Annotated in this window: 15 protein-coding genes and 1 pseudogene; 11 read left to right on the top strand and 5 right to left on the bottom strand. The window is 58.5% G+C overall.

Annotated elements, in window-relative coordinates:
• Positions 1–56 precede the first annotated feature (56 nt).
• Positions 57–233, top strand: a complete 177-nt coding sequence (locus PSH69_RS08735) for a hypothetical protein (RefSeq protein ID WP_008005668.1) — start codon at positions 57–59, stop codon at positions 231–233.
• Between the two features lie 77 nt (positions 234–310).
• Positions 311–2,464 carry a mechanosensitive ion channel family protein gene (locus PSH69_RS08730; protein WP_305411680.1) on the top strand — a complete coding sequence of 718 codons (2,154 nt, stop codon included), beginning with the start codon at positions 311–313 and terminating at the stop codon, positions 2,462–2,464.
• Positions 2,465–2,488: 24 nt separating this feature from the next.
• On the opposite strand, the gene PSH69_RS08725 is transcribed toward PSH69_RS08730, so the two are convergent.
• Positions 2,489–3,202: a UTRA domain-containing protein gene (locus PSH69_RS08725; RefSeq protein WP_007940851.1), complete on the bottom strand. Its 714-nt coding sequence runs from the start codon at positions 3,200–3,202 to the stop codon at positions 2,489–2,491.
• A gap of 351 nt (positions 3,203–3,553) precedes the next feature.
• Here PSH69_RS08725 and PSH69_RS08720 point away from each other — a divergent pair, with 351 nt between their 5' ends.
• The 6 genes from PSH69_RS08720 to PSH69_RS08695 all read left to right on the top strand — a co-directional run bounded on the left by PSH69_RS08720 (position 3,554) and on the right by PSH69_RS08695 (position 8,960).
• A complete protein-coding gene (locus tag PSH69_RS08720; protein ID WP_018925177.1) occupies positions 3,554–4,621 on the top strand; it encodes an ABC transporter substrate-binding protein in 1,068 nt (355 codons plus the stop codon).
• Between the two features lie 229 nt (positions 4,622–4,850).
• Complete coding sequence (locus PSH69_RS08715) at positions 4,851–5,657, top strand: alkaline phosphatase family protein (protein ID WP_305411679.1); 807 nt, start codon at positions 4,851–4,853, stop codon at positions 5,655–5,657.
• Positions 5,658–5,662: 5 nt separating this feature from the next.
• Entirely contained in the window at positions 5,663–6,499 is an 837-nt protein-coding gene (locus PSH69_RS08710) for an ABC transporter permease subunit (protein ID WP_167331172.1), read from the top strand.
• Positions 6,486–7,286 carry an ABC transporter permease gene (locus tag PSH69_RS08705; RefSeq protein WP_018925174.1) on the top strand — a complete coding sequence of 267 codons (801 nt, stop codon included), beginning with the start codon at positions 6,486–6,488 and terminating at the stop codon, positions 7,284–7,286. The genes PSH69_RS08710 and PSH69_RS08705 overlap by 14 nt, the downstream gene beginning before the upstream one ends.
• Complete coding sequence (locus PSH69_RS08700; protein WP_007936172.1) at positions 7,283–8,272, top strand: ABC transporter ATP-binding protein; 990 nt, start codon at positions 7,283–7,285, stop codon at positions 8,270–8,272. Before PSH69_RS08705 ends, PSH69_RS08700 begins: the two co-directional genes overlap by 4 nt.
• Positions 8,273–8,306: 34 nt before the next feature.
• Complete coding sequence (locus PSH69_RS08695; RefSeq protein ID WP_007936171.1) at positions 8,307–8,960, top strand: HAD family phosphatase; 654 nt, start codon at positions 8,307–8,309, stop codon at positions 8,958–8,960.
• Between the two features lie 75 nt (positions 8,961–9,035).
• Here the strand turns inward: PSH69_RS08695 and PSH69_RS08690 are convergent, their stop codons facing one another.
• On the bottom strand, positions 9,036–9,998 hold the full coding sequence (locus PSH69_RS08690; RefSeq protein ID WP_026286337.1) for a zinc-binding dehydrogenase: 963 nt from the start codon (positions 9,996–9,998) through the stop codon (positions 9,036–9,038).
• Positions 9,999–10,138: 140 nt separating this feature from the next.
• Here PSH69_RS08690 and PSH69_RS08685 point away from each other — a divergent pair, with 140 nt between their 5' ends.
• Both PSH69_RS08685 and PSH69_RS08680 read left to right on the top strand, forming a co-directional pair.
• On the top strand, positions 10,139–12,220 hold the full coding sequence (locus PSH69_RS08685; RefSeq protein WP_305411678.1) for a carboxy terminal-processing peptidase: 2,082 nt from the start codon (positions 10,139–10,141) through the stop codon (positions 12,218–12,220).
• 134 nt (positions 12,221–12,354) lie between these two features.
• Positions 12,355–14,145, top strand: a complete 1,791-nt coding sequence (locus PSH69_RS08680) for a bifunctional diguanylate cyclase/phosphodiesterase (protein ID WP_064619284.1) — start codon at positions 12,355–12,357, stop codon at positions 14,143–14,145.
• A 293-nt stretch (positions 14,146–14,438) separates the two neighbouring features.
• Here PSH69_RS08680 and PSH69_RS08675 read toward each other — a convergent pair whose 3' ends face one another.
• Together PSH69_RS08675 and PSH69_RS08670 are read right to left on the bottom strand one after the other, a co-directional pair.
• Complete coding sequence (locus tag PSH69_RS08675; protein ID WP_026286336.1) at positions 14,439–14,762, bottom strand: hypothetical protein; 324 nt, start codon at positions 14,760–14,762, stop codon at positions 14,439–14,441.
• Between the two features lie 454 nt (positions 14,763–15,216).
• Positions 15,217–16,376: pseudogene (locus PSH69_RS08670) on the bottom strand (IS30 family transposase).
• Between the two features lie 223 nt (positions 16,377–16,599).
• Here PSH69_RS08670 and PSH69_RS08665 point away from each other — a divergent pair.
• Positions 16,600–19,614: an RNA-directed DNA polymerase gene (locus PSH69_RS08665; RefSeq protein WP_305411677.1), complete on the top strand. Its 3,015-nt coding sequence runs from the start codon at positions 16,600–16,602 to the stop codon at positions 19,612–19,614.
• Positions 19,615–19,788: 174 nt separating this feature from the next.
• Here the strand turns inward: PSH69_RS08665 and PSH69_RS08660 are convergent, their stop codons facing one another.
• Positions 19,789–20,073 (bottom strand): hypothetical protein, encoded by a 285-nt coding sequence (locus PSH69_RS08660; protein ID WP_305411676.1) that lies wholly within the window; start codon positions 20,071–20,073, stop codon positions 19,789–19,791.
• Between the last annotated feature and the right edge of the window lie 193 nt (positions 20,074–20,266).

The raw sequence follows: 20,266 nt of genomic DNA, 5'->3' as shown, positions 1-20,266 counted from the left end.
ACGCCCGCCCGAAAGCCGCCTAGACTTGCAGTAACCCCTCCGACAAGGCTGTCACCATGATCTCGATGTCTTCGTTTCACGCCATGCTGATCCCGATTCTTTCCGGGATGATCATGCTGGCCATCGGTTTCAACTTTCGCGACAAGAACGCCGGTGTGTTCGCGATGTGGGTCGGCATGCTGATGATCCTCGCCACCGTGATCTACAAGATCCTCGCCAAACTCAACGAATAAATCCTTACGCCCGGCTCGCATTGATTTTGACGGGCTCGTACACTCGGCCGATTCGCTCATCCGAGGTTGACCGCCTAGTGTTCGCTCGTCTTTTTGCCCTGCCCTATTTGTTCCTTGTCTGCCTGATAACGCTGCTGCCGCTGACGCCTGCCCAGGCGGCCGGCTTGCCGGGGCTGCTCAGCGGCTCGGCGAAAACCCAGCCCGAAGCGCAAGCTCCACTGGGACAGTCGCTGGACGAAGTCATCAAGTCGCTGGAAAACGATCAGCAGCGGACCAAACTGCTGGCGGACCTGAAAAAGCTGCGCGACGTCAGCAAAAAAGCCCAACCCACCACAGAAGAAGGCGTGCTGGGCCTGATCGGCGGCACCCTGGCCAGTTTCGAAAAGCAATTTTCCGGCGCCGACAGCCCCCTCACTCGCTGGTCCGAAGAAGTCAACCTGGCCAAGGATGAACTGGTGGCACTCATGCTGCCGGCCAATGAATGGCTGCCAATCATCTTTGCCTTCGCCATGATCCTGATGGTCTGGAGCCTGCTGGCGGCCGCCCTGATCTGGCTCGGCCACCGGGTGCGCATGCGCTTCGGTCTCACCGAAGAACTGCCGCAACACCCCAAGGCCCTGGACATGCTGCGCTTTGCCTTGCGCAAACTCGGGCCGTGGATGATCGCCCTGGTCATGACGGTATACATGACCTACGCCCTGCCCTCGTCATTGGGCAAAAGCCTGGCCATGGTGCTGGCTTATGCGCTGGTGGTCGGTACCTGTTTCTCGGCGATCTGCGTCATCGCGTTTTCCCTGCTCGATGGCCCGCATCGTCATCGCGCCCTGTACATCCTGCGGCATCAGGCCTTCCGCCCGTTGTGGCTGATCGGCAGTTTCGCCGCCTTCGGTGAAGCCCTGAACGACCCGCGCCTGATCGCCAGCCTCGGTGAGCATCTGGCCCATACGGCGGCGACGTTCGCCAATGTACTGGCGGCGATCTTCACCGGGCTTTTCATTCTGCGTTTCCGGCGGCCTATCGCACACTTGATCCGCAACCAACCGTTATCCCGGCGTCTGACCCGCCGCGCTTTGAGCGACACGATCGAAATCCTCGGGACGTTCTGGTATCTGCCGGCGCTGGTGCTGGTGGGCATCTCGCTGTTCGCCACCTTCGTCTCTGCCGGCGACACCAGCACCGCGTTGCGTCAGTCGCTGATCTGCACCGTGCTGCTGGTGTTGTGCATGGTCATCAACGGGCTGGTGCGCCGTCACTCACTCAAGCCTCAACGCGGCCCCAAGCGCCATGCGCTGTATTCGGATCGCCTGAAAAGCTTCTTCTACACCCTCGCCCATCTGCTGGTATGGCTGGCGTTCATCGAACTCGGCCTGCGGGTCTGGGGCATGTCGCTGATTCGCTTCACCGAAGGCGAAGGGCATGAAGTCAGCGTCAAGCTGTTCAGCCTCGGTGGCACGCTGATTTTTGCCTGGCTGATATGGATCCTCAGCGACACCGCCGTGCATCACGCCCTTACCCGCTCACGCAAAGGCCTGGCCAATGCCCGGGCACAGACGATGATGCCGCTGATCCGCAACGTGCTGTTCGTGGCGATTTTCATCATTGCGCTGATCGTCGCTCTGGCGAACATGGGCATGAACGTCACGCCGCTACTGGCCGGCGCCGGTGTCATCGGCCTGGCCATCGGCTTCGGCGCGCAATCGCTGGTGGCCGACTTGATCACCGGGCTGTTCATCATCATCGAAGACTCCCTGGCCATCGACGACTACGTGGACGTCGGCGGTCACCTGGGCACCGTCGAAGGCCTGACCATTCGCACCGTGCGCCTGCGGGACATCGATGGCATCGTCCACACCATTCCGTTCAGTGAAATCAAAAGCATCAAGAACTACTCCCGAGAGTTCGGCTACGCGATTTTCCGGGTGGCGGTGCCCTCAAACATGGACATCGACGAGGCGATCAAGCTGATGCGCGACGTCGGCCAGAAAATGCGCACCGACCCGCTGCAACGGCGCAACATCTGGTCGCCGCTGGAGATTCAGGGTGTAGAGAGTTTCGAGTCAGGCAATGCGATTCTTCGCGCGCGCTTCAAGACCGCGCCGATCAAGCAGTGGGAAGTGTCCCGGGCGTTCAACCTGTCGCTCAAGCGGCACCTGGATGAGGCCGGATTGGATCTGGCGACACCGCGCATGAGCATTCAGGTGATCACACCTGGTGGCGAACAATCTGCGTAGGTGAGAAATATCGTGTGTGCAGGTTCAGACCACATCCACCCCGACATGAATCGCATCATGGCGCCAAAACTCCAGGTCACAATCGATCAGCCGCTGATGCTGATCGTAGTTGACCCGGGCAATCCGCAACCCCGGGCTGCCCACCGACACCCGTAAAGCCGCCGCGGCGTCCACCGACAGCGCGGTCGGTACGATCTCGAAGCGCACCCGCCCGTAGTGCAAGTCGTAATGCCGCGCATACAGTTCGGTCATCGACTGATTCAGATCGAAGTCCAGGATCCCCGGAAAATACTGCGGGTTCAGGTAGTGCTCCACATACAGCACCAATCGCCCGTCAATCCGTCGCGAGCGGCAGATCTGGATCACGCTCGACAGCGCTGGCAGCTGCAGCCAGGCACACACCGCCGCTGACGCCGGTTGCAAACGCGCGGAAATCACCTCGGTGGACGGCACCCGCCCCTGGGCGCTGACCATCGCGTGAAAGTGGCTGCGCTGCATCAGGTTATAAGCCAGTCGCGGTGGCGACACGAACCAGCCGCGACGCTCCTCGCGATAAATCTGGCCCTGGGCCTCCAACTGCAACAACGCCTCACGCACGGTGATCCGCGTGGTACCGAACAACTCACTGAGCTTGCGCTCGGCCGGCAACTTGCTCCCGGGCGCCAACAGCCCGTGGTCGAGCTGTTCTTGCAGAACCTGCCCGATCGCTGTCACCGCTTTGGTTGTCTCGATGCGCATTAACGTTACCTATCTGGACTAGACCAGCACTGATTCAGGGCAGAACCGCGATTGAAACCGGGCTCCATCAATTGCCTGCAAGCCTAGGCACTGCAGATGACTGACAGATGACAAAGCCGCCGAACGGTTGCTTCAGACACCTGCAATTTCATGGCCAAGTCCCTTTCATATCAGCCCTTTAGCCATGGTCTACGCTTATCTCGCACCCCGCGTATCCGAGCGCAGGAAATTCAGGCCGACCGGTCGTCGACATCAAAATGTCATCCAGGACGCCTAAATTGGCTCAGGTATTGCTGACCTAGACCAACACAACCGCAATCGCAGCGTTGAAAACGCCCAAAGGAGCTTCGGATGAAACAGTTTTTCCTGGCATCACTGTTAGGCTCGACCATTGCCCTGTGCACTGCCGCCATGGCGGCGGATACCGATCTGAAAACACTCGAAGCCGCTGCGAAAGCGGAAGGCGCCGTCAACAGCGTCGGCATGCCCGATGACTGGGCCAACTGGAAAGGCACCTGGGAAGACCTGGCCAAGAAATACGGCCTGAAACACATCGACACCGACATGAGCTCGGCCCAGGAAATCGCCAAGTTCGCCGCCGAAAAAGACAACGCCACCGCCGACATCGGAGACGTCGGTGCCGCCTTCGGCCCGATCGCGGTCAAGCAGGGCGTGGTGCAACCTTACAAGCCGAGTACTTGGGCACAGGTTCCGGATTGGGCCAAGGACAAGGACGGTAACTGGGCGCTGGCCTACACCGGCTCCATCGCGTTCATCATCAATAAAAAGCTGCTGCACGGTTCCGAAGCACCGACCAAATGGGCCGACCTCAAGAGCGGCAAGTACAAAGTCTCCATCGGTGACGTGAGCACCGCAGCCCAGGCTGCCAACGGCGTACTGGCCGCCGCCCTCGCCAATGGCGGTGACGAGAAAAACATTCAGCCAGCCCTGTTGCTGTTCGCCGACATCGCCAAGCAAGGCCGCCTGTCCATGGCCAACCCGACGATCGCCACCATGGAAAAGGGTGAAATCGAAGTCGGCGTGGTCTGGGACTTCAACGGCCTGAGCTACAAGGCCAAGATGGCGAATCCGGATGACTACACCGTGCTGATTCCATCCGATGGCTCGGTGATTTCCGGCTACACCACCATCATCAACAAATACGCCAAGCACCCGAACGCCGCCAAACTGGCCCGCGAATACATCTTCAGCGACGCTGGCCAGATCAACCTGGCAAAAGGCAACGCCCGTCCAATTCGCGCCGAGCATTTGACTCTGCCGGAAGAGGTCAAGGCCAAGCTGCTGCCTAACGAACAGTACAAAAAGGTCACGCCGATCAAAGACGCCGACGCGTGGGAAAAGACCTCCAAGTCGCTGCCGCAGAAGTGGCAGGAAGAAGTCATCATCAATATGCCGTAAACCTGTAGATCCCCATTTGGAACTCCGATGGAGATCCAAATGGGGAAGCGGGCTTGTGTGGCGAGGGGGCTCGCCCCCGTTGGGCCGCGCAGCGAACCCAGGATCTGCGAGCGCTGCGCACTCCAACGGGGCGATGCGGCGGTCCGACAAGCCCCCTCGCCACAAGCCCGCTCCCACAGGGGATTGGTTGCGTACTTGATCATCTGTTTTTTGCGGAGTCCCACCCCCCATGAAGCACAACGTCATCCTTGTCGTGCTCGACGGCCTCAACTACGAAGTCGCGCGGCACGCCATGGGGCATCTGCAGGCTTACGTTGGCGCAGGACGCGCGGCGCTCTACAAACTGGAGTGCGAACTGCCGGCCCTGTCCCGACCGCTTTACGAATGCATCCTGACCGGCGTTGCGCCGATCGACAGCGGCATCGTTCACAACAACGTCTCGCGCCTGTCCAACCAGCGCAGCATCTACCATTACGCCAGCGACGCCGGCCTGAAAACCGCCGCCGCGGCCTATCACTGGGTCAGCGAGTTGTATAACCGTTCACCGTTCGTGGCTGCCCGGGACCGTCACACCGACGACCCGAAACTGCCGATCCAGCACGGTCACTTCTACTGGAACGACCACTACCCGGATTCGCACCTGTTCGCCGACGCGGAAAACCTGCGCCTGCGCCACGCGCCGAACTTTCTGTTGGTCCACCCCATGAACATCGACGACGCCGGGCACAAGCACGGCCTCGACACCCCGCAATACCGCAACAGCGCCCGCTCGGCGGACGTCATCCTCGCCGACTACCTGCAAGGCTGGCTCGATGCCGGATATCAGGTGCTGGTGACCGCCGACCACGGCATGAACAACGACCGCTCGCACAACGGCCTGCTGCCTGAAGAACGCGAAGTGCCGCTGTTCGTCCTTGGCGACGCCTTCAGCTTCAACCAAGGCGCTGCACCGAAACAAACCGAACTGTGCGGCACCGTCTGCGAACTGCTGGGCGTGCCCCACGACAAACCTGTGTGCCGGGAGCTGCTCAAGTGAATGCCATGACCCGCGGTAAATGGCTGGCCGCTTTGTGCCTGGTGCCCTTCGCGATTTTCTTCTTCGTGTTCGAGATCGCCCCGCTGCTCTGGGTGATGATCAACAGCCTGCAATCGGAAGAGTTCGGTTGGGGCCTGGCCAACTTCAGCAAAATCTTCAATTCGAAGTTCTATTTACAGGCGATCCAATACAGCCTCGAGATCAGTTTCTGGTCCAGCGTATTCGGCATCGTCATTGCCGTGCTCGGCGCCTATTCCCTGCGCCGGGTCGACTCGAAACTGCGCAACTTCGTGAATGCGTTCGCCAACATGACCAGCAACTTCGCCGGTGTGCCCCTGGCCTTCGCGTTCATCATCTTGCTGGGCTTCAACGGCACCTTCACCATCATGCTGAAACAGGCCGGAATCATTCAGGATTTCAACCTGTACTCGAAAACCGGGCTGATCATTCTCTACACCTACTTCCAGATCCCCCTGGGCGTGCTGTTGCTCTACCCGGCCTTCGATGCCCTGCGCGAAGACTGGCGTGAGTCTGCCGCGCTGCTCGGCGCCAACGGCTGGCAATTCTGGCGGCACATCGGTTTGCCGGTGCTGACTCCAGCACTGCTGGGCACGTTTGTGATTCTGCTGGCCAACGCCTTGGGCGCCTACGCCACGGTCTACGCGCTGACCACCGGCAACTTCAACGTGTTGCCGATCCGTATCGCGGCGATGGTGTCCGGCGACATTTCCCTCGACCCGAACCTCGCCAGCGCCTTGGCCGTGGTGCTGGTGGCGTTGATGACCCTGGTGACCATCGTGCATCAGCTGCTGTTGAAGAGGAGCTACCATGTCTCGCGCTGAACTGGGGCCCGTCGGTGTCTACCACCGGGTCATCGTGTATTTGCTGTTTGCCATTCTGTTGTTGCCGCTGCTCGGAACCCTGATCTACTCGATCGCCAGCAGTTGGTCGGCGACGATTATGCCCAGCGGCTTTACCTTCAAGTGGTACATCCAGCTATGGAGCGATCCGCGCTTTCTCGACGCGTTCGGCCAGTCGCTGCTGGTGTGTATCGGCTCGCTGATTCTGTCGGTGGTGCTGATCCTGCCGCTGCTGTTCGTGGTGCATTACCACTTCCCGAAACTCGACGCGCTGATGAACATCCTGATCCTGCTGCCCTTCGCGGTGCCGCCGGTAGTGTCGTCGGTGGGGCTGTTGCAGCTCTACGGTTCGGGGCCGTTCGCGATGGTGGGTACGCCGTGGATTCTGATCGGTTGCTACTTCACCGTGGCACTGCCGTTCATGTACCGGGCGATCACCAACAACCTGCAAGCGATCAACCTGCGCGACCTGATGGACGCGGCGCAACTGCTCGGCGCCAGCACTTGGCAAGCAGCCTTCCTGGTGGTGTTGCCGAACCTGCGCAAGGGGCTGATGGTGGCGTTGCTGCTGTCCTTCTCGTTCCTGTTCGGTGAGTTCGTGTTCGCCAATATCCTCGTCGGCACCCGCTACGAAACCCTGCAGGTCTACCTCAACAACATGCGCAACAGCAGCGGCCACTTCACCAGTGCGCTGGTGATTTCCTACTTCTTCTTTGTGCTGGTTCTGACCTGGGTGGCCAATATCTTGAACAAGGACAAAAGCGAATGAGCTATGTAAGCGTCCAACATCTTCAGAAAGATTACTCAGGCACCACCGTCTTCAGCGACATCAACTGCGAAATCAGGAAAGGCGAATTCGTCACCCTGCTCGGCCCGTCCGGTTGCGGCAAGTCCACGCTGCTGCGTTGCATCGCCGGCCTGACCTCGGTGGACGGCGGCCAGATTCTGCTGGAAGGTCACGACCTCGTCCCACTGAGCCCGCAGAAACGCGGAATCGGCATGGTGTTCCAGAGTTATGCACTGTTCCCGAACATGACCGTGGAGCAGAACGTCGCCTTCGGTTTACGCATGCAGAAGGTCAACGCCGACGACAGCCAAAAACGCGTCGCCGAAGTGCTGAGACTGGTAGAGCTCAATGACTTCGCCGCCCGCTACCCGCATCAGCTGTCCGGTGGCCAGTGCCAGCGTGTCGCCCTCGCTCGTTCGTTGGTGACCCGGCCTCGGCTGTTGTTGCTGGATGAGCCGTTGTCGGCGCTGGATGCGCGGATTCGCAAGCACTTGCGTGAACAGATCCGTCAGATCCAGCGCGAACTCGGCCTGACCACGATCTTCGTCACGCACGATCAGGAAGAAGCCCTGACCATGTCTGACCGAATTTTCCTGATGAATCAGGGAAAGATCGTACAGAGCGGCGATGCCGAAACCCTCTACACCGCACCCGTCGACGTGTTCGCCGCAGGCTTCATCGGCAACTACAACCTGCTGGACGCCGACAGCGCCAGCAAATTGTTGCAGCGGCCGATCACCCACCGCATCGCGATTCGCCCGGAGGCCATCGAGCTGAGCCTGAACGGCGAACTCGACGCGCAGGTGCGCAGCCACAGCCTGTTGGGCAACGTGATTCGCTACCGGGTCGAAGCCCGGGGGGTGGAATTGGTGGTGGATGTGCTGAACCGCTCGGCGTCCGATCTGCATCCCGATGGTCAGCGCCTGGCACTTTCCATCGATCCGACAGCCCTGTGTGAGGTAGCCTGATGACCTTGCTGATGTTGAAGAGAGAACCGTACTGATGGCCCTGGCAATTTTTGATCTGGACGAAACCCTGATCCACGGCGACTGCGCCTCGCTATGGAGCGAACAGATGGCCCGCCTCGGCTGGGTCGATGGCGAATCCTTCCTGCGTCGCGACAAGGAATTGATGGATGCGTACGGCAGGGGCCACCTGGCCATGGAGGACTACATGGCCTTCAGCCTGGAGCCGCTGATCGGTCGCACGCCGCAAGAGCTCGAGCACTTGGTAGCGCCCTGGGTGGAAGACTTCATTGAGCCGATTATCTTCAGCGACGCCACCAAAACCATCGCCGCCCACCGCAAGGCCGGCGACCGGATTCTGGTGATCTCGGCCTCGGGCACGCATTTGGTCAAGCCGATTGCCGACCGTCTGGGCATCGACGAAATTCTCGGCATCGAACTGGAAGTGGCGCACGGGGTGTACAGCGGCAACACGGTGGGCACCCTGACCTACCGCGAAGGCAAGATCACCCGCTTGCTGGAATGGCTGGATGCCGAAGAGGAAAACCTTGAAGGCGCGAGTTTCTATTCCGATTCACGCAACGATCTGCCGCTGCTGCTGAAGGTGGATTTCCCGCATGTGGTGAATCCGGATCCAGTGTTGCTCGAACACGCCGAAAAAGCCGGCTGGCCGATCCATATCTGGAAGTAACCAGATCCCTTGTGTTGATCGTTCCCACGCTCCGCGTGGGAACGATCATTAAAAGGCACTCACAGGTTCATGTTGTCAGCTCAGGCTGTCATCAATCACCAGCACCAGCTTGCCCGACACCTGATTGGTCGCCAGCTCCGCAAACGCCGCTTCGGCGTCCTCGATCGCAAACGTCCTGGCCAGTTGCGGGCTCAAACGCCCTTCGGCAAACAACGGCCAGACGTGCTGGCTGAGATCGCTGAACAAATCGGCCTTGAACTGCTCGTCGCGATTGCGCAGGGTCGAACCCAGCAGTTGCACGCGCTTGGCCAGCACCTGCGCCAGATCCAGCTGCGCTTCACGACCGCCCATCAAACCGATCAACACCCAACGGCCATCACGAGCCAGCAGCTTGAGGTTCAATGCCGCGTAGTTGCCACCCACCGGATCCAGGATCACATCGAACGGCCCCAGATCGTTCAGGCGGTCCAGATCCTTATTGCGCACCACTCCACCCTGGGCACCCAGCGCTTCACAGTAGGCCAGACGATCCTCGGAGCCGACGCTGACCCAGCACGGGTTGCCGAATGCCTTGCACAGCTGAATGGCAGCTGAACCGATTCCACTTGCTCCGGCATGCAGAAGAACTTTCTCACCCGGTTTGAGCGAAGCCAATTGAAACAAATTCAGCCAAACGGTCGCATACACTTCCGGCAACGCCGCGGCCTCGGCCAGGGACAAACCTTCGGGAACCGGCAACACATGCCGTCCGTCGACAACTACCTCTTCGGCCATCCCACCCCCGGCCAGCAAGGCGCAAACCCGATCGCCGACCTGCCAGGACGAGCCCGGGCCGACCTCGCTGATCACCCCCGAACACTCAAGACCCAGTGCTTGACTGGCTCCCGGCGGTGGCGGATACAGGCCCGCTTTCTGTAACAAATCGGCTCGATTGAGTCCCGCTGCCGCCACTCGGATACGAACTTGTCCTACATCGCACGTAGGACTCGGCTCCTCAACCCACTCCACTCGCCCCTCAACGCCTTGCAATGCTTTCACAGTGCCTCCATAGTGAGTCTGGACTGAGCCCGAAGCTATAGCGCCGGGCTTTCTTGCATTATGCGACCGGCCCTTGTGGGAACCGGCGACTTCAAAGACGGCCTAATATGCGTGATCAATTGTCCCCGCGTCGAATCAGCATGAAGCATTTTTTCCCCAGCACCGCCCTCGCTCTTGTCATTGGTCTCGGTCTTTTGCCGATGTCGAGCAATTCGTTCGCAGCCAACAGCTGGGACAAGCTTCAGCCCGATCGCGACGAAGTCATCGCCAGTCTGAACGTCGTCGAATTGCTCAAGCGTCACCATTACAGCAAGCCGCCGCTCGACGATGCACGCTCGATGATCATCTACGACAGCTACCTCAAGCTGCTGGATCCATCGCGCAGCTACTTCATGGCCAGTGACATCGCCGAATTCGACAAATGGAAAACCCAGTTTGACGACTTCCTCAAGAGCGGCGACCTGAACGCCGGGTTCACCATCTACAAGCGCTATCTGGATCGCGTCAAGGCGCGTCTGGACTTTGCCCTTGCCGAGCTGAACAAGGGCGTCGACAAGATCGACTTCACCACCAAGGAAACCTTGCTGGTCGACCGCAAGGATGCCCCTTGGCTCAAGACCACCGCCGAGCTCGACGACCTGTGGCGCAAACGCGTCAAGGACGAAGTGCTGCGGATGAAGATTTCCGGCAAAGAGCCAAAGCAGATTCAGGAAACCCTGACCAAGCGTTACAAGAATCAGCTGGTGCGTCTGGACCAGACCCGCGCGGAAGATATCTTCCAGGCGTACATCAACACCTTCGCCATGTCCTACGACCCGCATACCAACTATCTGTCGCCGGATAACGCGGAGAACTTCGACATCAACATGAGCCTGTCCCTGGAGGGCATCGGCGCCGTGTTGCAGAGCGATAACGATCAAGTCAAAGTCGTGCGCCTGGTGCCTGCCGGCCCGGCCGACAAGACCAAGCAGGTCGCTCCGGCCGACAAGATCATCGGCGTGGCCCAGGGCAACAAAGAGATGGTCGACGTGGTCGGCTGGCGCCTGGACGAAGTGGTCAAACTGATTCGTGGGCCGAAAGGCACCGTGGTGCGCCTGGAAGTGATCCCGGCCAGCAATGCGCCGAACGACCAGACCACCAAGATCGTGCCGATCACCCGCGAAGCGGTGAAGCTTGAAGATCAGGCGGTGAAGAAGTCGATCCTCAGCCTCAAGCAGGATGGCAAGGACTACAAGCTCGGCGTCATCGAGATCCCGGCCTTCTACCTGGACTTCAAGGCCTTCCGTGCCGGCGATCCGGACTACAAGAGCACCACCCGCGACGTCAAGAAGCTGCTGACCGAACTGCAGAAAGACAAGGTCGACGGCGTGGTCATCGACCTGCGCAACAACGGCGGCGGTTCCCTGCAGGAAGCCACCGAGCTGACCAGCCTGTTCATCGACAAAGGTCCGACCGTGCTGGTGCGTAACGCCGACGGCCGGGTCGATGTGCTGGAAGATGAAAACCCGGGCGCGTTCTACAAAGGCCCGATGGCGTTGCTGGTCAACCGTTTGTCCGCCTCGGCGTCGGAGATCTTCGCCGGTGCGATGCAGGACTACCACCGTGCACTGATCATCGGCGGCCAGACCTTCGGCAAAGGCACCGTGCAAACCATTCAGCCGCTGAACCATGGCGAACTGAAACTGACCCTGGCCAAGTTCTACCGGGTTTCCGGTCAGAGCACCCAGCATCAGGGCGTACTGCCGGACATCGATTACCCGTCGATCATCGACACCAAGGAAATCGGCGAAAGCGCCCTGCCGGAAGCCATGCCGTGGGACACCATCCGTGCGGCCATCAAGCCGGCGCTCGACCCGTTCAAGCCGTACATCACGCAGCTCAAGTCCGAGCATGACGTGCGCACGGCCAAAGACGCGGAGTTCGTGTTCATTCGCGACAAACTGGCCCTGGCCCAGAAGCTGATGGCCGAAAAAACCGTCAGCCTCAATGAAGCCGACCGTCGTGCACAACACGCCGATATCGAAGCCAAGCAACTGGCCATGGAAAACATCCGTCGCAAGGCCAAGGGTGAAGAGCCGCTCAAAGAGCTGAAGAAAGAAGACGAAGATGCCATCGCGGCCGAGCCGGACAAGACCAAGCCAGAAGACGACGCCTACCTGAGCGAAACCGGGCGGATTCTGCTGGATTACTTGAAACTCAACACCGCGGTCGCCAAGCACTAAGTGCTTACAATCAAGATGATGGCAATTTAATGCTGACGCTCCCCGGAGCGTCATCAAACAGACATCATTCTGTCGTGAAATAAAGGACTGGGAGCTTTGCGCTCCCAGTCCTTTTTTTATCGCCAGAGATCGCCATGACCACAACCGAACAGCTGAGTGCCTTGAGCTCAATACTGACTCAAAGCGGTTTGCACAGCCTGTTCCAGCCGATCATCTCCCTCTCCGAACGACAGATCATCGGCTACGAAGCCCTCAGCCGTGGCCCCTCCAACAGCCCGCTGCACTCCCCCATTGCCCTGTTCGCGGTCGCTCGCCAGGCCGGTCGCCTCAGCGAACTGGAGATCGCGTGCCGCCAAAGTGCTTGCCGACGGTTCAATGAACAGCAACTGCCCGGCAAACTGTTCCTCAATGTGTCCCCGGAATCCCTGCTCGAAGCCGCCCACCAACCCGGGCGCACCCTGCAACTGCTGCAGGATTTCGGCATACCGCCGAGCCAGGTGGTGATCGAACTCACCGAACAGACCCCGACCGACGATTTCCAGTTGCTGCAAACCGCCCTGCATCACTATCGGGCAATGGGCTTTTCCATTGCCCTGGATGATCTGGGCGCGGGCTATTCGAGCTTGCGGCTGTGGTCTGAATTGCGCCCGGATTACGTCAAGATTGATCGGCACTTTATCGACGGCATTCATCAGGACGCGCTCAAGCGTGAATTCGTCGGCTCGATCCTGCAGATCGCCAAGGCTTCGCGGGCAAAAGTGATCGCCGAAGGCATCGAATTGCCAGAAGAACTCGCCGTGCTGACCGAAATGGGCGTCGATCTTGTGCAAGGCTATCTGCTCTGCCGGCCCCAGGAGCATCCGCCCCGCGATGCCCGAACCTTGATGCCCAAACCAACCAGCGCCGCAGCGATGCTGAACGAGGACGCCAGTGACCTCAGCGCCCTGCTCAACGACCAACCGGCGATGGCCAGCGACACCCCGACCGCCACCGTACTGGAAGCCTTCCGCCGCCAGGCCAACCTGAACTCCCTGGCGGTGCTCGACAAGCAAGGCAGGCCGTGCGGCATCGTTCACCGTCACTCACTCTCAGACGCCCTGCTCAAGCCCTTCGCCACCGACCTGTTCGCCCGCAAACCCATCAGCCGCTTGATGAGCGACGACTTCCTCGCCGTGGAACTGAGCCAGTCGCTGCAACAGGTCAGCCGCCTGATCACCAGCCGCGCCCGCCAACGCATCGAAGAAGACTTCATCATCACCCTCAACGGCGGCTATCTGGGCCTGGGCCGAGTGATCGACGTGCTCAAACTGATTACCGAACTGAAAATCCAGCAAGCCCGCTACGCCAACCCGCTGACCCTGCTGCCAGGCAACGTGCCGATCCAGCAATGCCTGACACGCCTGCTGCAACAGGAACGGGAATCGGTGATCTGCTACGTGGACATCGACAGCTTCAAACCCTTCAACGACATCTACGGCTACGGTCGCGGGGACGAAGTCCTACTGTGTTTGGCGCAATGCCTGAACGACCGCGTCGACCCATCCCGCGACTTCGTCGGCCATATCGGCGGCGACGACTTCCTGCTGGTGCTCGGCCCCGAAGACTGGCGCAAACGCCTGAACCAACTGCTGGACGACTTCCACAGCCAATGCCGACGCTTCTACCGCAGCGAACACCTGGAAGCCGGCTGCTTCATCGCCCCCAACCGCCAGGGAGTGAGACAGGAGTTTCCGCTGCTGTCCCTGTCCATCGGCGTGGTGCACCTGCATCCACAGGCCTGCGGACAACTCGACGCGAGCCAACTGGCGGAAATGGCCTCCCAGGCCAAACACCACGCGAAGAATGTGCCGGGGTATAGCGTGCATGTGATTGATAGTTTGGCGGTGCCAGTCGTCGAAGAGACACTGATCTCAGGCCGGCGGTGATCACCAAAAAAATCGCAGCCTTCGGCAGCGCCCACAGGCGCGCAGGAGCTGCCGAAGGCTGCGATCTTTTGATCTTGCTCTTGTGTGGCGAGGGAGCTTGCTCCCGCTGGGCTGCGCAGCAGCCCCAACCACCACAACTCCCACCCTGTGGCGAGGGGGCTTGCCCCCGTTGGGCTGCGGAGCGGCCCCAAAACCTGCATTCCGGATATGTCAGGTACACCGCGGGGCTTGGTTTGGCGACCGCTTCGCAGTCGAACGGGGGCAAGCCCCCTCGCCACAAGAACCACTCGGCTCTAGTCCGATGACCGAGCCCTCAACCGCCTCCCAATCACATCCAGCACATCACAGCCATCGCGCAGTGGAATGGCACAGAGCAAGGCAAAGTCGCTGAGGATCATCGAATCGCACTCGACCGAGCCACGCATGGACAGGTTCTCAAGCACTTGGGTGACGGCGCGAATTCGGTAGCTGGCAGCTTCGGTCAGAATGTCCAGCGGCGCATGGGTATCGACAAACAGGGTGGGCATGTCGGTGCAGTTGCTGGTCAACGCCATGAAGCGGTTTTTGGGGTGGGGAATTGGTTTTTCGTAGGGTGGATCCGGATGAAGTGTTGGCATTTTAAAACTCCAGGAAAAATAGGAGCTGCCATTTGCCTTCCTACAGGCATGGGTGGCAGCTATACGCGGGGTAGGAATATCGAGCCCCAGAGACACTCGACCACGCCGAAGCATGCCCGCGCACAGCCGCCGCAACTAATTTTACGGACGCAAGTCAGCAGCCGCAAATCAGAAGTCGACACTTATGTCGTCTTTGGGAGGTTGAAGGGTTCCTACACCCTGCCACTGAATGTGCAGTGACCACCAAAGGCTATCGGTTGAACTCCTTCCGCGCCAGTTCACGAAAACCGCCACAACTTGAAGGAAACTTCCGAAGACCTTGCCCAGAAATTTCGCTCAAAGAAGGCATACGTGGCGGAAGGCTTCGCTGAAGCCTGGCTTGATTTTTCCACCGTGGGTTAGCCGATTTCGACCTATAGCTGCCGGTGGCGACAGGCAGAAATCGGCTGTGGATTCAACCGGTCGATGCAACAGATTGGCTAAATCGTTCAGCGGGCGTTTCGTAGTTTAGTGTTTTCCGAGGACGGCTGTTCAGCTGCCTTGCCACTTCATTGAGCGTGGCTTGCGAGTGCTCCGACAGGTCGGTGCCTTTCGGGAAGTACTGCCTTAACAACCCGTTGGTGTTCTCATTCGATCCCCGTTGCCAGGGACGATGAGGGTCGCAGAAGTAGACCTTGATGTCGGTAGCCACCGTAAAACGCTTATGGTCGGCCATCTCTTTGCCGCGATCCCACGTCAGCGATTGGTAGAGTTCCTCGGGGAGTTCGCGGGCGTTTTCGATCAGGGCGCTGATGACCGTCTCGGTGTCCTTACCGGCCAACTTCACCAGCATTACGTAACGGGTATGACGCTCCACAAGAGTGGCAATTTGGCTGTTCCTGCTACCGCACAGCAGGTCACCCTCCCAGTGACCTGGCACCGCCCGATCCTCAGCCGTGGCCGGGCGTTCGCGGATCGATACCGCGTCTGTGATTCGACCGTGATTTTCTTTCTTCTGCGTGTGATGGCGCGAGCGACGCATGGCTCGCGTTCGCCGTAAATGCTCAAGCAACTCCTTCTTCAGAGCCCCGCGAGCCTGTATGAAGAGGGTGCGATAGATCGTCTCGTGTGACACTGATAGCTCGTATCGTCCGGGTAGGTGCGCTTCAGCCAGCCGGCAATTTGTTCCGGTGACCACTGCAATTGAAGCTTGTCTGCAACAATTTGCGCCACCGCTCGGTTCTCAACAAGCTTGCAGACCTTGGGTCGATGGGCGCGATCCCAGGCAGCCTGATCCGCACGATTAGCCCGGTAGCCTCCTTGGCCACCGTTGCGTCTGATCTCACGACTGATCGTAGAGGCTGCTCGCCCTAGCAGCGCGGCTATGGAACGGATCGAGTTACCTGCCACCACTGCACGCGAAATCTCTTCGCGTTCAGCCAACGTCAGCGCCAATCTGGACCTGCGGCGTAGAGCGGGTCTGATCCCCCCGGTCTCCGCCAGAATGCGCTGTATCGATGAGTGGTTTCGATCAAATAGTTGGGCGATGTGCTGGAGAGAGTCGCCTTTCTGCCAGTGATCCCACATCAGTTTTTTCTGGCTTTCGGTGTAATAGATCCGAGGTCTCTGCTTCATCTGCAACACTCCTTCTGCTTACACAGAATTTAGTTGTGTTGCATCGACCGGTTGAATCCACAGCCAAAAGCGGCCCGTTAAAGCGCCTGCTAAACTAGGGGCGGCTCAGTGGTTCAGTCATGACAATCGGTGAGTAGAGATAGAGCGCCTTGCAATGCTTTAGCCCACTCATGCTTGCTTTCGGTAATATCCGGGATATCTCAGGATTGCCGAAGGTTAAGAAATGGACGTCATCCAGATGTCGTTATCGCTGCACGACCTTGGCCTCGCCTATCGCAAGGCCAAGGTTGACCTCTACTACTCAACCAACCCGTCGCTGTTCGACATTGCCAACTATGAAGACGACCTGAGCAAAAACCTCACTCGCCTGAAAGAGCAGATCGAAGCGATGAACGAGGATTGGGTGAAAGACCCTGCATTTCTCGGCACTTGGACGCTGGCCCCAAAAGAAATCGAGATTGTCAAAGGAAAGCAGGATCAAAGTCTGATCTTTGCCTCACCGGAAGCCGAGTGGCTAAGCGCGACTGAGGTCGGTAACCACCCCACTGCCGTATTCCGCCTAATGGCCCGCTGCAGCATCGACTTTCACGTGCTGTCATCACTATGGATGATGGAAGTCGGCGATCTCTTCGACAAGCAGCTCAGCAGCAACGTCTTTGGCAGCCGCCTACGCCGTAACCGGCACGATGCGATCAACACGTGGGCCCTTGGATCATTCAAGCCCTATCTCAGACCCTTCCGTGAATGGCGCGACGGTGGCATCAAGACGATGCGCACAGCCCTGAGCGAGAAGAAAAAAGTATTGGCACTCACAGCCGATGTAAGCAGTTTCTATCACGAGCTAAGCCCCGGCTTTATGCTCGACGACTGCTTCCTCAAACTAGCCAAAATTGAAATGAGCGAATCGCAGTCCAAACTGAACCGCCTGTTCATTTCCGCCTTGTTGGCCTGGGCACAAGAAACACCACTAGGAAAAGGTTTACCTGTAGGTTTGCCTGCGTCTGCCGTGGTCGCAAACGCGGCGCTAATCAGACTCGACCAGTTCATCGAGCAACAAGTAGTGCCACTGTATTACGGTCGTTATGTGGACGACATTCTGCTGGTTATGGAAAACGCCAGCGATATCAAAACCACTGAGCAGTTTTGGGAGTGGATCTTCAGTCGTGACGGCGGCAAGGACCTGCTCAAAAAAGATAACGGCAGCATCCTGTTCAAACCTGGATATCTCAAAGAAGACCGCATCGCTTTTGAAAACAGTAAAAACAAGCTGTTCATCCTTGCAGGGGCGGCAGGTACCGCTCTGGTCAACGCGATTTCCGAACAGATCAACCAACGTGCAAGCGAATGGCGCGCGTTACCCGATCTGCCGAATTCGCCCAACACTGTGGCTACGGACTTGCTCAAAGCTACCAACCTTGCCGGAGAGCAAGCAGACAATCTGCGAAAGACCGATGCACTGACGCTACACCGCGCCGGTTTTGCCCTTAGCCTTCGCAACTACGAAGCCTTCGAACGCGATATCCCCCCGGAGGATTGGCAAGCACACCGCCATGCCTTTTTCGCCGCAGTCATCGAGCATTTGCTTACCCCAGTTAAGTTTTTCGAACTGGCTCAATACCTCCCACGCATCATCCGCATGGCAACCGCCTGTGAAGATTTTGAGTACCTAGACAAAATCATCAATGCACTGGGTGGCCTGATCAATAAAGTTGAGAACGACTGCACTCTAGCGATCAAAAGCCTGGCTGCTGCCAACGTGCCACCCGAAGCCCGACATTTATGGAAGCGATCCATCTGGGAAGTGACAGCGCAGAGCATCGTCTCTGCGTTTCCGCCCCGCCTAAGCAAATCGGGGACTACCGCCTGGAAGAACCAAATGACCGGCCATATGGAGAGCCTTGCCTTCGTCATCTGGAATAACTTCCTGGACAGGCCAACGAACATCACCAGCCAGCACATACAGAAGCTTCATGCTCGGCTGTTCAGCTTCGATCTGGCCCATATCCCCTTGCGCTTTACAGGTCTGCCTCAGGAAATGGTCAGCCAGCGCGGTATTCCACACCGTAAAAGCCTCGCAACTTTTGACGCAGAAGAGCTATTGCCTGACGAGATGACCGACGGCATCGCCACACTGGCGAACTGGCTCAGGCTTAAACGCGGCACCCCGCCTGGACTAACCTTCGCCACTCGCCCATTCAGCCTCAATGAGCTCTACCTCATCGCCCCCACCCCTTTCGCCGCCTCCAGCCGCCAAACACTGGGGTTGGTGGTGCAAGCACTGCGAGGATTTGAGCTGGCCGCGCACAAGATGCCGCACCTCGACAAAAAGCAGGTTTTGCATATCCCGGACGGAGAACCCAATGCCAAACAGACCATCGCTGTGGCCAGTTTGGAAACCAAAGATGAAAGCTTTACCGCCGCCATCATGGGGTTGCCCGATCCGGACGGCCTGCACCGTTACCAACGCATCAATCGCCTGATCAACGAACTGATCTCTCGGCCTGACGGCGCTGGTTACTTGATCCTCCCGGAAGTGTCTCTACCACCCCAATGGTTTATGCGTATCGCCGACAAGCTAAAGGGCCGTGGCATATCTTTGATCACCGGGGTGGAGTACCTCCACGCACCGAGAAAGTATGTGCGCCACCAGGTTTGGGCTTCGCTAACGCATGACGGTCTTGGGTTCCCTTCGCTGATGCTCTATCGCCAGGATAAACAGCGTCCAGCATTCCATGAGGAACAAGAACTCTTTCGCCTAGCAGGCCTGCAGATGCAGCCCACTCAAGAGCAACAGTGGCAAAAGCCTCCGGTAATCCAGCATGGTGATTTCCGCTTTGCCATCATGATCTGCAGCGAGCTGACCAATATTCGTTATCGCGCCGACCTACGCGGTCAGGTCGACGCGCTGTTTGTTCCAGAGTGGAACAGCGACACCGACACATTCAACGCACTGGTGGAGTCTGCCGCCCTGGATATTCATGCTTACATCATCCAATGCAACAACCGCCGCTTCGGTGATAGCCGTATCCGCGCACCTTACAAGGAGCGCTGGAAGCGCGACATATTACGAGTCAAGGGAGGTAATCACGACTACTGCATTACAGGTGAAATCGACGTACTGAGCCTGCGCCAGTTCCAGTCCAGCCACCGCTCGCCAGCCTCAGGCTTCAAGCCTGTGCCAGATGGCTTCAACGAGGACATGGCATTGGATCGGAAAGTATTACCCAAAGGTGCCTAGACCTGACTCGATCAAGCAGAGAAAAATAAGGGGCAGACCACATTTAAAATAATGGTGATCTGACCCCATTTCTCCCGGGGCGATTCACCACCAACACCAACCTAACAGAGCCAAAGCTACCGCGAGCACAAAGACGCTAAATTCGAACCCACGGGATTACATTGATTTTCTGGATCAAAGGCCTTTCAGTGCTTCGCTAAGGCCATTCTTGGCTGGAATATCTTTCACGCACAGCGGTTGGCCGCTAGGGTCTTGCGGACGAAACACTTTCAGGCCCTGATTATCCTCCACCACCGACCAAGCGCACCCCTTGGCGTCTGTCAGGGTCAAGCCTTTGCCAACCGGGATAGGGTCGGCCACTGTCCACACCCGTGCCTCCTCAGAGGGTTGAGTGGAGTTTTCAATAGCTTGAGCATTGCTGACAGCCAGCAGCAGCGCCGTCATAAAAATCGCTTTCATCGTGTCCTCATACTAGACGTAGTGCCGATAGCCGACCCATCAACACAAGATGTTCGCCGCAGACACAAACCGCATCCGTTTATTGCCGGAGCGAAGTTGCGGCAGAAACCTTAACGTGACTATCGGCTGGATCGCTTGGGTCTTTAGTCCAATGACCGCGTTGTTTAGATTGCGCGTTGAAATTCAGACCGAC

The organism is Pseudomonas sp. FP1740 (assembly GCF_030687165.1).
Lineage (GTDB): Bacteria > Pseudomonadota > Gammaproteobacteria > Pseudomonadales > Pseudomonadaceae > Aquipseudomonas.
This window is presented reverse-complemented; position numbering and strand designations above follow the sequence as displayed.